The 14,614-nt window shown below is 57.7% G+C and carries 10 protein-coding genes; 3 read left to right on the forward strand and 7 right to left on the reverse strand.

From position 1 onward, the window contains the following. Positions 1-2 precede the first annotated feature (2 nt). Genes glpC through glpA form a run of 3 tightly spaced genes read right to left on the reverse strand, consistent with a single transcriptional unit; the run spans position 3 to position 4,049 of the window. Positions 3-1,181, reverse strand: a complete 1,179-nt coding sequence (gene glpC / locus SIK97_RS07825) for an anaerobic glycerol-3-phosphate dehydrogenase subunit GlpC (RefSeq protein WP_049079640.1) — start codon at positions 1,179-1,181, stop codon at positions 3-5. Continuing rightward, a complete protein-coding gene (gene glpB / locus SIK97_RS07830; RefSeq protein ID WP_057173321.1) occupies positions 1,178-2,437 on the reverse strand; it encodes a glycerol-3-phosphate dehydrogenase subunit GlpB in 1,260 nt (419 codons plus the stop codon). The genes glpC and glpB overlap by 4 nt, the downstream gene beginning before the upstream one ends. Further along, positions 2,427-4,049, reverse strand: a complete 1,623-nt coding sequence (glpA, locus tag SIK97_RS07835; protein ID WP_057173322.1) for an anaerobic glycerol-3-phosphate dehydrogenase subunit A — start codon at positions 4,047-4,049, stop codon at positions 2,427-2,429. The genes glpB and glpA overlap by 11 nt, the downstream gene beginning before the upstream one ends. 271 nt (positions 4,050-4,320) lie before the next feature. On the opposite strand from glpA, the gene glpT reads away from it, so the two are divergent. Continuing rightward, complete coding sequence (gene glpT / locus SIK97_RS07840) at positions 4,321-5,667, forward strand: glycerol-3-phosphate transporter (protein ID WP_004852762.1); 1,347 nt, start codon at positions 4,321-4,323, stop codon at positions 5,665-5,667. A gap of 9 nt (positions 5,668-5,676) precedes the next feature. Next, positions 5,677-6,747, forward strand: a complete 1,071-nt coding sequence (glpQ, locus tag SIK97_RS07845) for a glycerophosphodiester phosphodiesterase (protein ID WP_057173323.1) — start codon at positions 5,677-5,679, stop codon at positions 6,745-6,747. A gap of 71 nt (positions 6,748-6,818) precedes the next feature. On the opposite strand, the gene yfaE is transcribed toward glpQ, so the two are convergent. The 4 genes from yfaE to ubiG all read right to left on the reverse strand — a co-directional run bounded on the left by yfaE (position 6,819) and on the right by ubiG (position 11,665). Continuing rightward, positions 6,819-7,073, reverse strand: coding sequence for a class I ribonucleotide reductase maintenance protein YfaE (gene yfaE / locus SIK97_RS07850; protein ID WP_004104002.1), 255 nt, complete (start codon positions 7,071-7,073; stop codon positions 6,819-6,821). After that, positions 7,073-8,203 carry a class Ia ribonucleoside-diphosphate reductase subunit beta gene (gene nrdB, locus SIK97_RS07855; protein WP_004852757.1) on the reverse strand — a complete coding sequence of 377 codons (1,131 nt, stop codon included), beginning with the start codon at positions 8,201-8,203 and terminating at the stop codon, positions 7,073-7,075. The genes yfaE and nrdB overlap by 1 nt, the downstream gene beginning before the upstream one ends. A gap of 103 nt (positions 8,204-8,306) precedes the next feature. Next, positions 8,307-10,592 (reverse strand): class 1a ribonucleoside-diphosphate reductase subunit alpha, encoded by a 2,286-nt coding sequence (nrdA, locus tag SIK97_RS07860; protein WP_004852755.1) that lies wholly within the window; start codon positions 10,590-10,592, stop codon positions 8,307-8,309. A 344-nt stretch (positions 10,593-10,936) separates the two neighbouring features. Then, positions 10,937-11,665: a bifunctional 2-polyprenyl-6-hydroxyphenol methylase/3-demethylubiquinol 3-O-methyltransferase UbiG gene (ubiG, locus tag SIK97_RS07865; RefSeq protein WP_057173324.1), complete on the reverse strand. Its 729-nt coding sequence runs from the start codon at positions 11,663-11,665 to the stop codon at positions 10,937-10,939. A gap of 185 nt (positions 11,666-11,850) precedes the next feature. Here ubiG and gyrA point away from each other — a divergent pair, with 185 nt between their 5' ends. Further along, the gene (gyrA, locus tag SIK97_RS07870) at positions 11,851-14,484 is read left to right on the forward strand and encodes a DNA topoisomerase (ATP-hydrolyzing) subunit A (protein ID WP_014839094.1); all 2,634 of its coding nucleotides are present in this window, start codon (positions 11,851-11,853) and stop codon (positions 14,482-14,484) included. The last annotated feature ends 130 nt before the right edge of the window (positions 14,485-14,614 follow it).

The following is a 14,614-nucleotide window of genomic DNA, read 5'->3' on the forward strand; positions in this document are numbered from 1 at the left end:
CGTCAGGCCAGTGCCTGTGCCAGCAGGGTGATGGGGTGTTCGCAGCGTTTGCTGGTGGACATCTCTATCTGCCATTTGCAGGTTTCACAGTCGGTCACCACCAGATCCGCGCCGCTCTCCTCAATTTGCCGGAACAGCGGCGCGCCCATCGCCTGCGATGAGTCGTAGTTCTCCGCCTTGAAGCCGTATGTGCCGGCAATACCGCAGCATTGCGAGTCGAGTACCTCCAGCTGCAAGCCGGGGATCAGCCGCAATAGCTCAAGGGTATACAGCGACCAGCCCATTTTTTCCATATGGCAGGGCGTGTGATAGACCACCTTCAGCGGCAGCGTTTTTAGCTTCAGAGGCCGCCCATTATCCAGCTGACGCCATAGCCAGCGAGTCGCCAGCTCAATCCGGTCGCGGATATCGTGATTATCGATATCAAGGAGATGCGGATATTCATCGCGCAGCGTAAAGGTGCAGGTCGATGAAGTCGCAATAATGGGCAGACTATTTTCCCGCATCGCGATGACGTTGCTCAGCGCCTGCTTGCGCGCTTTCGCAAAAAAACCGTTGGCAATCAGCGGTACGCCGCAGCATTTCTCTTTGCTCAATAACTGCACCCCGATGCCCATGGCGTTCAGCACCCGGATAAGATCTTTGCCCAGCTGCGGATTGTTGTAGTTCACATAGCAGCCGTGAAAAAACGCCACCTGTTCGGCGTACTGCCCCTGCCGGGCGGCCAGCTGACGATACGCGCGGCGAAAGGTACCAAAGCCATATTTCGGCAGCGTGCGGCGGTGGTCGATTTTAAGCGCGGCATCAAGGATTTGGCGTACCGGCCTCAGCCCGGTGGCGGCGTTCACCAGCGGGGCAAAGGGCGTGGAGAGGGTGCCCATCAGGTCGGTATGGCTGAGGATCGCATCGCGCAGCGTGGGCTTTTGCCGACCGTACTCCATGCGCGCTCGCTGGATTATATCGCCAATTTTGACGTCCGAAGGGCAGGCAACTTCGCAGCGTTTACAGTTGATGCAGTATTTCAATGCCTCGTCGTAGAGCGCGCCGTCTTTCAGGCGCAGGCGTTCGCCGTCCGGCCCGGCCTGTTTTGGCCCGGGATAGCGCGGATTAACCCGGCTAACCGGGCAGGCGGTGGTGCAAACGGTGCATTTTATACAGTGTTCAAAGCGCGTGTCGTTCATGATTCACCTCCGGCAAGCTCGCCGATTAACCCAGCGGCATGCAGCGCGGTCACCGCGCAAACGCCGCCGCCGCATCCCAGCGCGATGGCGTCAAAACCGCCGAGGATCGCGCCTACGGCGAACAGATTCTCCAGCGTCTGTCCCTGAAGCTGCGGACGCAGAGCCGTATCGGTTTTCAGGCCGAAACGCTGCCAGGGCTGGGAAGCAAAAAAGTCCTGCTGATACCAGCTCTCCCGCGGCAGCGTCTGCTGTAGGTCAAGGCCAAGAATCGGCTCGCGCACGCCGCTGCGTTCGGCGACCAGACCATTGCTGAAAAAGCTGCCGCTGGCCAGCACCGCGAAGCGCGGGCGCAGCGGGATATCACCGTGGTTGCGCGTCCAGATAGCATTAACGATACCGTTCTGCTGGCTGATATTGATGACTTCGTCCCCGGTAAGCCAGGTACCGCCGCCGCGGATAAAATGCCGCTGGAGCTGGGCGTGCAGGCGCATCCCCGGCACTGACGGCGGCAGCGTAGGCAGCAGGCGCAGCGGGCAGGGAAGACGCTGCTGTAGCCACTGGTACAGGCGATCGTCGGCGAGGCCGAAGCAGGCGGGCATGATAATGAAACTGTGCCGCTGCGCCAGCGGGCGCAGCGCCGCCAGCAGCGCCGGCCACTGCGTTTCATCATCCAGACGGCGGGCGATATTGGCGGCGCGAAATTCGGATGGGCTATCGCGCAGAACATCAAGGAGCGGTAAATCTATCTCCTGCGCTTCGGCGTTAACGCCGTACTGGTTCAGCGAGGCGGCGGCAAGATGCGGCTGGAAGTCGCCGAATCCGCTGATGCCGATCACGCCGACGCCGCTGGCGGGCAGCGGCGCGGTGGCGATTTCCTGCGGAGATAGCCAGGCCGCGCGTAAGGTTCCCAGCGGCGTCACGCGCAGATGCGGCTGGCTGGCGTCGCCCTGCATGGCGATACCGCAGTCGGCAAACAGCGCCTGACTCTGGCGGGCGTAATCCATCACCCGTTCGGCGCCGAGCCTGGCATAGGGATGTTCGGGAAGCTGGCGGGCCAGCTGGCCGATGCCGTGAGCGACATCGGTGACCGTGTCGCCATTCGGCAGCGTGGTAAGCAAATCCAGCGAGGCGGAAGAGAAGTGCAGGGCGCTTTGGCCGCGGCTGATAATCACGCTGCGCAGGCCGCGCTGGTTGAGCGCCAGCCCGCAGAGCAGTCCGGCGAGGCCGCCGCCGATGATGGCGCAATCAAACTTCATCCTGATGCTCCTTTTGTAATCCGCACAGGCCGAGATAGACCCAGCGGGTGAACTCGCTTTCGCGCAGCGCGTCCCCCCAGGCCACCGGCTGGACGCCTTTCCAGCGTTCGTTCAAAAATTGAGACAGCTGGGTAAGGGATCGCGCGGAAGTGGTGACGTTAAAACGCGCGAGCAGCCCGGCGGCGCGGCAGGCGCACAGTTCGCCCTGACAGGTTCCCATGCCGACGCGGGTGCGCCGGCGCAGGTCGAGCAGGTTTTTCACCGCCAGGTTTTCGACCGCGTACTGAACCTCGCCGGCGGTCACCGCCTCGCATTCGCAGACCAGGCTGCGGTGCTGGCGGCTATCGCCAAGCCAGGCCGGGGTGCGATCGCCGTGGCGATAGATGGCCGACCCGCGCAGCGACGCAGGTAAAGAGATGATTTTGCGTAGCGTGGCTTCCGCCGGCTCCTGCGAGCCCGGCAGCGGCGTATCGGCGGTCGTACAGGGGACGGTATTTCCGAGCTTGCGGCAGAGCGCATCCGTGGCCCACTCCGCCATCAGACGATAGGTCATCAGCTTACCGCCGGTGATGGTGATAAAGCCCTCCAGTCCGTCGCGCCGGGCGTGGTTGAGCAGCACAATACCGCGACTGACGCTGCGCCCGCTGGGATCGTCATCGCTGGCGACCAGCGGACGTATGCCGGAGTAGGCGCGCAGTACCCGCGTCCGCCCCATGATCGGCGCCAGCTTTTCCCCTTCGCGCAGCAGCGTTTCGACCTCCTCGGCCGTTACCCGGTTGTCGTCAATTTCGTCATAGGGAATATGCATCGAAGTGGTGCCAATCAGCGAAATAGTATCGCCGGGCACCAGGATATCGGCGTCAGCCGGTTTGCGGCAGCGGTTGATAACCTGACGGTTAATGCGGTGGTCGAGGATTAACAGCGATCCTTTTGCCGGAAACATCGAGATGCGCAGGTCGGCATACTCTGCGATGCGCTGCCCCCAGATCCCGGCGGCGTTGACCACCACCTGCGCGCGCAGCGTGCGCGATTCACGGAGCTGATGGTTGTAGATCGTGACGCCATGGACGCGATCGCCCTGACGCAGCAGGCCGGTGACTTCGCAGCCGGTGAGGATAGCGGCGCCATGTTCGCGGGCATCGAGCATATTTGCGGCGGTGAGGCGGAAAGGATCGACGGTGCCGTCGGGGACCTGCACCGCGCCGAGCAGCGCCGGGTTAACCGCAGGCTCAATGCGCAGCGCCTCGGCGGGCGTCAGAGGCTGGGCCTCAATACCCGCCTGTTGGCAGGCGGTGATAAAGGTGTGCTGATACGCCGGATCGTCTTCCGGCAAGGTAATAAACAGGCCGCTGGTGGGCTCAATGCAGTGCCGGGCGATGCGGCGTAAGATGCGGTTTTCGCTGATACACTCCCGCGCCGATTCGCTATCGGTTACCGCATAGCGCGCGCCGCTGTGCAGCAGGCCGTGGTTGCGGCCGGTCGCCCCGGTGGCGATATCGTAGCGCTCAACCAGCGCCGCCTTCAGCCCGCGCAGCGCGCAGTCGCGCGCGATCCCGGCGCCGGTGGCACCGCCGCCAATAATAATGACGTCATATTCACGACTATCGGCCATCTCCCTGTCCTCTGTGTTCGTTTTACATCATTTAGCCATATCGACCACGTATAATGTTTGATTTCGAGCATATTTGCGCGTAATTCGAGCGTTTGTTGTGACTTTATGCGCATATTGGAAAGTTCTGTCATATTTCTGTAACAAAGTGTGCGACATTTCACAGTATTAGATTTACGCTTTGCCTACTATCGCGACCAAATCAGAAGTCAGTGAATAAATTACGTTTTTTTGCGACGACGTCAGAAGAACAGCAATGGCCACGGAGGCTGATATGTTAAGTATATTTAAACCCGCAGCGCATAAAGCGCGTTTGCCAACGGCGGAAATCGATCCGCTATATCGTCGATTACGCTGGCAGATCTTTATCGGTATCTTCTTCGGATATGCCGCTTACTATTTGGTTCGTAAGAACTTTGCTTTGGCGATGCCCTATCTTATCGAGCAGGGGTTCTCCCGCGGCGATCTCGGCTTTGCGCTTTCCGGTATCTCTATCGCCTACGGATTTTCGAAATTCATCATGGGCTCGGTTTCTGACCGTTCGAATCCGCGCATTTTTTTACCGGCAGGCCTGATCCTTGCCGCGCTGGTGATGCTGGTGATGGGCTTCGTCCCCTGGGCGACCTCCAGCATTATGGTGATGTTCGTCCTGTTGTTCCTGTGCGGCTGGTTCCAGGGGATGGGCTGGCCGCCGTGCGGACGTACGATGGTGCACTGGTGGTCGCAGAAAGAGCGCGGCGGTATTGTTTCAGTATGGAACTGCGCGCACAACGTCGGCGGCGGGATCCCGCCGCTGCTGTTTCTGCTGGGGATGGCGTGGTTTAACGACTGGCACGCGGCGCTGTATATGCCGGCTTTCGGCGCGATCCTGCTGGCGATTTTCGCCTTCGCGATGATGCGCGATACTCCGCAGTCCTGCGGCCTGCCGCCGATCGAAGAGTACAAAAACGATTATCCTGACGACTACAGCGAGAAGCACGAAGAAGAGCTGACCGCAAAGCAGATCTTTATGCAGTACATCCTGCCGAACAAGCTGCTGTGGTACATCGCTGTCGCCAACGTGTTTGTTTATCTGCTGCGCTACGGCATTCTTGACTGGTCGCCGACCTACCTGAAAGAGGTTAAGCACTTCGCGCTGGATAAATCGTCCTGGGCCTACTTTCTTTATGAATACGCGGGGATCCCGGGCACCCTGCTGTGCGGCTGGATGTCGGATAAAGTGTTTAAAGGCAACCGCGGCGCGACCGGCGTCTTCTTTATGACCCTGGTCACCATCGCCACCGTCGTCTACTGGCTGAACCCGCCGGGTAACCCGGGCGTGGATATGGCCTGTATGATCATCATCGGCTTCCTGATTTACGGTCCGGTGATGCTGATTGGCCTGCATGCGCTGGAGCTGGCGCCGAAAAAAGCCGCCGGCACCGCCGCGGGCTTCACCGGCCTGTTTGGCTATCTCGGCGGCTCCGTGGCCGCGAGCGCCATCGTTGGCTATACCGTCGATTTCTTCGGCTGGGACGGCGGCTTTATGGTGATGATCGGCGGCAGCGTGCTGGCGGTTCTGCTGCTGATTATCGTGATGCTGGGTGAACGACGCCATCACCAACAGATGAAACAAGCTTAAGGAGCGGCGATGAAAAGCACATTAACCACCCTGATGAGCGGAATGCTGCTGGCCGCGACGGCGCTCTCTTTCAGCGCCGTCGCGGGGGAAAAAATCGTTATCGCCCACCGCGGCGCCAGCGGCTATCTGCCGGAACATACCCTGCCGGCGAAAGCGATGGCCTACGCGCAGGGGGCGGACTACCTCGAGCAAGACCTGGTGATGACGAAAGACGACCGGCTGGTGGTGCTGCATGACCACTATCTGGATCGGGTGACCGACGTGGCCCAGCGTTTCCCGCAGCGGGCGCGTCAAGATGGCCGCTTCTACGCCATCGACTTTACCCTCGCCGAGATAAAGTCGCTGAAGTTTACCGAAGGGTTTGAGCCGAAAGATGGCAAGAACGTGCAAACTTATCCGGGCCGTTTCCCGATGGATAAATCTGATTTCCGTATTCATACCTTTGAAGAGGAGATTGAGTTTGTGCAGGGGCTGAACCATTCGACCGGCAAAAACATCGGCATCTACCCGGAGATCAAAGCGCCGTGGTTCCACCATCAGGAAGGCAAGGACATTGCCGCCAGCACGCTGAACGTGCTGAAGAAATATGGCTATACCGGCAAGCAGGATAAGGTTTATCTGCAGTGCTTTGACGCCAACGAGCTCAAGCGCATCAAGCAGGAGCTGGAGCCGAAAATGGGGATGGATCTCAATCTGGTGCAGCTTATCGCCTATACCGACTGGAATGAGACCCAGCAGCGGCAGGCCGACGGCAAGTGGGTGAACTACAGCTATGACTGGATGTTCAAACCGGGGGCGATGGCGCAGATCGCGCAGTACGCTGACGGCATTGGTCCGGACTACCATATGCTGGTGGCGGAAGGCTCGACGCCGGGTCACGTGAAGCTGACGGCGATGGTGAAAGAAGCCCATGCCAGCGGCATGCAGGTACATCCGTATACGGTCCGCGCGGATCAGCTGCCAGCGTATGCAGCGGACGTGGATCAGCTTTACGACATTCTGTATAACCAGGCGGACGTGGACGGGTTGTTTACGGATTTCCCGGATAAGGCCGTGCAGTTTCTGCACGCTAAGCAGTAAAAAGCCGGGTTTACCCGGCCTGTGAACGGCAGTTTTGTCGGGCGCATAAGCGTTACGCCGCCCGACAAAACTTACATCTCAATTTCGATATCGCCTTTTGCCCGGCAGCAGCAGGGCAGAATCTCTCCCGGCTGGACAAACGCCAGCGGTTCGGTGAGCCAGTCAACCTGGCCCGAAACCAGCCGTAGACGGCAGGAGCCGCAGTAGCCTTCGCGGCACTGATACTCCACGTCGATATTGTGCGATTCCAGAGCCGCCAGCAGGGAGGGATGTTCATCCTGACACTCAAGGCGAGTGTCAGAAATCTTCAAAAAAATGCGTTTCATCAGAGCTGGAAGTTGCTCAGATCGTCGGCGTCGACTTCGGAATCGATCTGTCCGACGAGGTAAGAACTGACTTCCACTTCCTGCGGCGCGACCTGCACGTTATCGGACACCAGCCAGGTGTTGATCCACGGGATCGGGTTGGAGCGGGTCTGGAACGGCAGATCGAGACCTACCGCCTGCATGCGGATGTTGGTAATGTACTCAACGTACTGGCAGAGAATATCTTTGTTCAGGCCGATCATCGAACCGTCGCGGAACAGATAATCCGCCCACTCTTTTTCCTGCTGCGCCGCCTGCACGAACAGGTCGTAGCACGCCTGTTTGCACTCTTCGGCGATTGAAGCCATCTCCGGATCGTCGACGCCGGAACGCAGCAGGTTCAGCATGTGCTGAGTGCCGGTCAGGTGCAGCGCTTCGTCGCGAGCGATCAGGCGGATAATCTTGGCGTTACCTTCCATCAGCTTGCGCTCGGCAAAGGCGAAAGAGCAGGCGAAGCTGACGTAAAAACGGATGGCTTCCAGCGCGTTCACGCTCATCAGGCACAGGTAGAGTTTCTTTTTCAGCTCGCGCAGGTTCACGGTAATGGTTTTACCGTTCACGCTGTGGGTCCCTTCGCCCAGCAGATGCCAGTAGCTGGTCAGCTCGATCAATTCATCGTAATAGCTGGAAATGCCTTCCGCGCGTTTCTGAATCTGCTCGTTGGTGACGATATCGTCAAACACCATCGCCGGATCGTTAACGATATTGCGGATGATATGGGTGTAGGAGCGCGAATGGATGGTCTCCGAGAACGCCCAGGTTTCCACCCAGGTTTCCAGCTCCGGAATTGAAATCAGCGGCAGCAGGGCGACGTTCGGGCTGCGGCCCTGGATGGAGTCCAGCAGCGTCTGATATTTCAGGTTGCTGATAAAAATGTGTTTTTCGTGTTCCGGCAGCGCCTGATAGTCGATACGGTCGCGGGAAACGTCAACTTCTTCCGGACGCCAGAAGAAGGAGAGCTGTTTTTCAATCAGCTTTTCGAAGATGTCATATTTTTGCTGATCGTAGCGGGCGACGTTCACCGGCTGACCGAAGAACATCGGCTCTTTGAGCTGGTCATTTTTCGTCTGTGAAAAGGTGGTGTATGCCATGAGTGGGGATCCTGTCCTGGAATTATACGCCGGGCGGCGCTTCGCTAGCCCGACCTACATTAGACCGTAGGCCCGGCAGGCAACGCGCCGCCGGGCAATATTATCAAATCTTACATGCGCCGCTTTCGCAGCCGTCGTCCTGGATGGACGGCGCCAGGTCATCCTGGGCATCTTCCGCGCCATCGCGCGTGTTGTGATAGTACAGCGTTTTAACGCCGAACTTATAGGCATTGAGCAAGTCTTTCAGCAGCTGCTGCATCGGCACTTTGCCAGACGGGAAGCGCGTCGGATCGTAGTTGGTGTTAGCAGAAATCGACTGGTCGATAAACTTCTGCATAATACCGACCAGCTGCAAGTAACCGTCGTTGTTCGGCATTTCCCACAGCAGCTCGTAGCCGTTCTGCAGTTTTTCGTAATCCGGCACCACCTGGCGCAGGATACCGTCTTTCGACGCTTTGATGCTGACGTGACCGCGCGGCGGCTCAATGCCGTTGGTGGCGTTGGAGATCTGCGAAGAGGTCTCGGACGGCATCAGCGCGGAGAGCGTGGAGTTACGCAGACCGTGCGTTTTGATCGACTCGCGAAGCTGCTCCCAGTCGTAATGCAGGGATTCGCTGACGATAGCGTCCAGGTCTTTTTTGTAGGTATCGATCGGCAGAATGCCTTTCGCATAGGTGGTTTCGTTAAACCACGGGCACGCGCCTTGCTCGATAGCCAGCTCGTTAGAGGCTTTCAGCAGATAGTACTGAATCGCTTCGAACGTTTTATGCGTCAGGTTGTTAGCGCTGCCGTCAGAGTAGCGTTTACCGTGCTTCGCCAGATAGTAGGCAAAGTTAATCACCCCAATACCCAGCGTACGACGGCCCATCGCGCCGCGTTTGGCCGCCGGGATCGGGTAGTCCTGGTAATCCAGCAGGGCATCCAGCGCGCGAACGGCCAGCACCGCCAGCTCTTCCAGCTCATCAAGGCTATCGATAACGCCGAGGTTGAAAGCGGACAGGGTACACAGCGCAATTTCACCGTTTTCGTCGTTTACATCTTCCAGCGGCTTGGTTGGCAGGGCGATTTCCAGGCACAGGTTGGACTGGCGCACCGGCGCGACAACCGGGTCAAACGGGCTGTGGGTGTTGCAGTGGTCCACGTTCTGGATGTAGATACGGCCGGTGGAGGCGCGCTCCTGCATCATCAGCGAGAACAGTTCTACCGCTTTAATGCGCTGCTTGCGGATGCTGTCGTCCTGCTCGTATTGGGTGTACAGGCGCTCGAACTCGTCCTGGTCGGCGAAGAACGCATCGTACAGGCCCGGGACGTCGGACGGGCTGAACAGGGTGATATCGCCGCCTTTCAGCAGACGGGTGTACATCAGCTTGTTGATCTGTACGCCGTAGTCCATGTGACGAACGCGGTTGGCGTCGGTACCGCGGTTGTTTTTCAGCACCAGCAGGCTTTCGACTTCCAGATGCCACATCGGGTAGAAGAGGGTCGCCGCACCGCCGCGGACGCCGCCCTGGGAGCAGGATTTCACCGCCGTCTGGAAGTGCTTATAGAACGGGATACAGCCGGTATGGAAAGCTTCACCGCCGCGAATCGGGCTACCCAGCGCGCGGATGCGGCCGGCGTTGATGCCGATACCGGCGCGCTGAGAGACGTATTTCACAATTGCGCTGGAGGTGGCGTTAATAGAATCCAGGCTGTCGCCGCACTCGATCAGTACGCAGGAGCTGAACTGACGGGTCGGGGTACGCACGCCGGACATAATCGGCGTCGGCAGCGAGATTTTGAACGTCGACACCGCGTCATAGAAACGCTTGATGTAGTCCAGACGCGTCTCGCGCGGGTAGTTGGAGAACAGGCAGGCGGCAACCAGAATGTACAGGAACTGGGCGCTTTCATAGATCTCACCGGTGACGCGGTTCTGCACCAGATATTTGCCTTCGAGCTGCTTAACCGCAGCGTAGGAGAAGGTCATATCGCGATCGTGCTCGATGAACGAGTCCATCTGCTTGAACTCTTCTTCCGTGTAGTCTTCCAGCAGATGAGTATCGTATTTGCCGTTTTTCACCATTTTCGACACGTGGTCGAACAGCGCTGGCGGCTCAAACTGGCCGTAGGCTTTTTTACGCAGGTGGAAAATCGCCAGACGGGCGGCGAGATACTGGTAATCCGGCGCCTCGCGGGAGATAAGGTCCGCGGCGGCTTTGATAATGGTTTCGTGAATGTCGGCGGTTTTAATGCCGTCATAGAACTGAATGTGGGAACGCAGTTCTACCTGGGAGATGGATACGTTATTCAGCCCTTCTGCCGCCCAATCCAGCACGCGGTGGATTTTATCGAGATTGATGCGCTCGGTGCTACCGTCACGCTTTGTCACCAGCAGACTCTGATTCATGTGGATTATACCTGTCCGTGAAAGAAAATATCCCCCACTTATCCACAGAACGCCGTTGTGACTAACTCTGTGGATAAATACTATATGTAGGGGGTTGTCGATAAAAGAAACGCTATATGGTGAGTATTCTAGTAAGGATTCTTTTGAGTACAAGAGTTGATTTTGACGTTAAATTGAGGTTGCGGAAGGGTAATAATCGCCAAGTCCACGCCACATAAGGCCTGGAGAAGATGTCAATAAATCAGAAAAAAAAATGAAAATTTGATCGAGTGCTGATTTCTTCATCGGAAGAAAAAATCACGCGGCTTGATGCCGCGCAATCATCATAGGAAATACAGCTGACGTTATGCTTTTTTCGCCGTTGTATGCAACATATAGTTAACATCCACCCCTGGCGCCAGCTTGAAGGTATTGGTCAACGGATTGTAATGAAGACCGGTAATATGCTGCTCTTTCAGAATTGTCTCATCTACCCAGCCGATCAGCTCCGCGGGCTTGATGAATTTCTTCACGTCGTGGGTTCCCTTCGGCACCATTTTCATGATGTATTCGGCGCCGACGACCGCCATCAGCCACGCTTTACCGTTGCGGTTAATGGTTGAGAAGAACACCTGACCGCCAGGTTTGACCAGCCGCGCGCAGGCGTGGACGACCGACTGCGGATCCGGGACGTGCTCCAGCATCTCCATGCAGGTCACGACGTCATACTGCTGGGCATGCTTCGCCGCGTGCTCTTCAACGGTTTCCTGGACGTATTCGACCTGAATACCGCTCTCCAGGGCGTGCAGCCTGGCCACCTGTAACGGTTCGAAACCCATATCCAGACCGGTCACCGCTGCACCTTCCCGGGCCATGCTTTCCGCCAGGATGCCGCCGCCGCAGCCGACATCAAGTACTTTTTTGCCAAACAGGCCGCCGGAGCGCTCCGCGATATAGCCGAGGCGTAGAGGATTGATGCGATGTAACGGCTTGAATTCGCCCTCTAAATCCCACCAGCGCGAGGCGACGGCTTCAAATTTAGCGATTTCATTATGATCAACATTGTGGGCCACCGACGGTTTTTCGGCATTCATGGGCGCTTTTACTCCTGTTCAGTTCAGACCCGCGAGTATATCAGGCCTCAGGGATGAATAAACCGTCTATCCCTGTCGCCTTTCGCCGCGCGAAAATCATTGGGTATAGGTTTACCCGTATCACCGCGGCTGTGTTATAATTTGCGACCTTTGAATCCGGGATACAGTAGAGGGATAGCGGTTAGATGAGCGACCTTGCGAGAGAAATTACACCGGTCAACATTGAGGAAGAGCTGAAGAGCTCCTATCTGGATTATGCGATGTCGGTCATTGTTGGCCGTGCGCTGCCGGATGTCCGAGATGGCCTGAAGCCGGTACACCGTCGCGTACTATACGCCATGAACGTATTGGGCAATGACTGGAACAAAGCCTATAAAAAATCTGCCCGTGTCGTTGGTGACGTAATCGGTAAATACCACCCTCATGGTGATATTGCCGTGTATGACACCATTGTACGTATGGCGCAGCCATTCTCCCTGCGCTATATGCTGGTAGATGGCCAGGGTAACTTTGGTTCGGTCGACGGCGACTCCGCCGCAGCGATGCGTTATACGGAAATCCGTATGTCGAAGATCGCCCATGAGCTGATGGCCGACCTCGAAAAAGAGACGGTGGATTTCGTCGATAACTATGACGGCACGGAAAAGATCCCTGACGTTATGCCGACTAAAATCCCGAACCTGTTAGTCAACGGTTCGTCAGGTATTGCGGTAGGTATGGCGACGAATATTCCGCCGCACAACCTCACCGAAGTGATCAACGGCTGTCTGGCCTACGTTGAAAATGAAGACATCAGCATTGAAGGGCTGATGGAACACATCCCAGGTCCGGACTTCCCGACCGCCGCGATCATCAACGGTCGCCGCGGTATTGAAGAGGCCTATCGTACCGGTCGCGGTAAAGTGTACATTCGCGCGCGCGCGGAAGTGGAAGCTGACGCGAAAACCGGCCGCGAAACCATCATCGTGCATGAAATTCCGTATCAGGTGAACAAAGCGCGCCTGATTGAGAAAATCGCCGAGCTGGTCAAAGACAAACGCGTCGAAGGCATCAGCGCGCTGCGCGACGAGTCCGATAAAGACGGTATGCGCATCGTGATTGAAGTGAAGCGCGATGCGGTGGGTGAGGTGGTGCTGAACAACCTCTATTCGCAGACCCAGCTCCAGGTCTCCTTCGGTATCAACATGGTTGCCCTGCACCATGGTCAGCCGAAGATTATGAACCTGAAAGAAATTATTGCTGCGTTCGTGCGCCATCGCCGCGAAGTGGTGACCCGTCGTACGATTTTTGAACTGCGTAAAGCCCGCGATCGCGCGCACATCCTCGAAGCGCTGGCGATTGCCCTGGCCAACATCGATCCGATTATCGAACTGATTCGCCGCGCGCCGACCCCGGCGGAAGCGAAGGCCGCCTTAATCGCCCGTTCATGGGATCTGGGCAACGTTTCCGCGATGCTGGAACGCGCAGGCGATGACGCCGCCCGTCCGGAATGGCTGGAGCCCGAGTTCGGCGTACGCGACGGCCAGTACTACCTGACTGAACAGCAGGCGCAGGCGATTCTGGATCTGCGTTTGCAGAAGCTGACCGGCCTTGAGCATGAAAAACTGCTCGATGAATACAAAGAGCTGCTGGAACAGATCGCGGAGCTGCTGCACATTCTGGGCAGCGCCGATCGCCTGATGGAAGTTATCCGCGAAGAGCTGGAGCTGGTCCGTGAACAGTTCGGCGACGCGCGTCGTACCGAGATCACCGCGAACAGCGCGGATATCAACATTGAAGACCTGATCAACCAGGAAGATGTTGTCGTGACCCTTTCGCATCAGGGCTACGTGAAGTATCAGCCGTTGACCGACTACGAAGCCCAGCGTCGTGGCGGTAAAGGTAAATCTGCGGCGCGTATCAAAGAAGAAGACTTTATCGACCGCCTGCTGGTGGCCAACACCCACGATACGATCCTCTGCTTCTCCAGCCGCGGTCGTCTCTACTGGATGAAGGTTTATCAGCTGCCGGAAGCCAGCCGCGGCGCGCGCGGTCGTCCGATCGTCAACCTGCTGCCGCTGGAAGCCAATGAGCGTATTACCGCGATCCTGCCGGTCCGCGAATACGAAGAGGGCGTGAACGTCTTTATGGCGACCGCCAGCGGTACGGTGAAGAAAACGGCGCTGACTGAATTCAGCCGTCCGCGTTCCGCCGGTATTATCGCGGTTAACCTCAACGAAGGCGACGAGCTGATTGGCGTCGATCTGACCTCCGGTCAGGACGAAGTCATGCTGTTCTCCGCCGCCGGTAAAGTGGTGCGCTTTAAAGAGGACGCCGTCCGCGCGATGGGCCGTACCGCCACAGGCGTGCGCGGCATCAAGCTGGCCGGCGAGGACAAAGTGGTTTCTCTGATCGTTCCGCGCGGTGAAGGTGCCATCCTGACCGTCACGCAGAATGGCTACGGTAAACGTACCGCAGCTGAAGAGTATCCCACTAAGTCGCGTGCGACCCAGGGCGTTATCTCAATCAAAGTGACCGAACGCAACGGTTCCGTTGTGGGCGCGGTGCAGGTTGATGACTGCGACCAGATTATGATGATCACCGACGCGGGCACGCTGGTACGAACCCGCGTATCTGAAGTGAGCATTGTCGGTCGTAACACTCAGGGCGTGATCCTGATTCGTACTGCGGAAGATGAAAACGTGGTCGGCCTGCAGCGCGTGGCTGAGCCGGTTGATGACGAAGAGCTGGATGCCATCGACGGCAGCGCGGCGGAAGGCGACGAAGATATCGCGCCGGAAGCGGATACTGACGATGACATCGCCGAAGACGAAGAGTAATTCTCTGCGGTAATTGTCTGAAAGGGTCGGGGCTCTCCCCGGCCCTTTTTGTTTTCCCGTTGCGGGACCGTTGTTTTATCGTTACCTTAACGCCATTCTGTTGAGCCCCTGACGGCCGAGCATCGCCACA

The sequence above is a fragment of the Klebsiella sp. JN_Kp126 genome (genome assembly GCF_033843325.1).
GTDB classification, from domain to species: Bacteria; Pseudomonadota; Gammaproteobacteria; order Enterobacterales; family Enterobacteriaceae; genus Klebsiella; species Klebsiella michiganensis.

Coding starts and splice junctions, on each gene's coding strand:
- yfaE (WP_004104002.1), bottom strand. CDS start 7,073: ATGAAACGCATTTTTTTGAAGATTTCTGACACTCGCCTTGAGTGTCAG.
- glpC (WP_049079640.1), bottom strand. CDS start 1,181: ATGAACGACACGCGCTTTGAACACTGTATAAAATGCACCGTTTGCACC.
- glpB (WP_057173321.1), bottom strand. CDS start 2,437: ATGAAGTTTGATTGCGCCATCATCGGCGGCGGCCTCGCCGGACTGCTC.
- nrdB (WP_004852757.1), bottom strand. CDS start 8,203: ATGGCATACACCACCTTTTCACAGACGAAAAATGACCAGCTCAAAGAG.
- glpT (WP_004852762.1), top strand. CDS start 4,321: ATGTTAAGTATATTTAAACCCGCAGCGCATAAAGCGCGTTTGCCAACG.
- glpA (WP_057173322.1), bottom strand. CDS start 4,049: ATGGCCGATAGTCGTGAATATGACGTCATTATTATTGGCGGCGGTGCC.
- gyrA (WP_014839094.1), top strand. CDS start 11,851: ATGAGCGACCTTGCGAGAGAAATTACACCGGTCAACATTGAGGAAGAG.
- nrdA (WP_004852755.1), bottom strand. CDS start 10,592: ATGAATCAGAGTCTGCTGGTGACAAAGCGTGACGGTAGCACCGAGCGC.
- glpQ (WP_057173323.1), top strand. CDS start 5,677: ATGAAAAGCACATTAACCACCCTGATGAGCGGAATGCTGCTGGCCGCG.
- ubiG (WP_057173324.1), bottom strand. CDS start 11,665: ATGAATGCCGAAAAACCGTCGGTGGCCCACAATGTTGATCATAATGAA.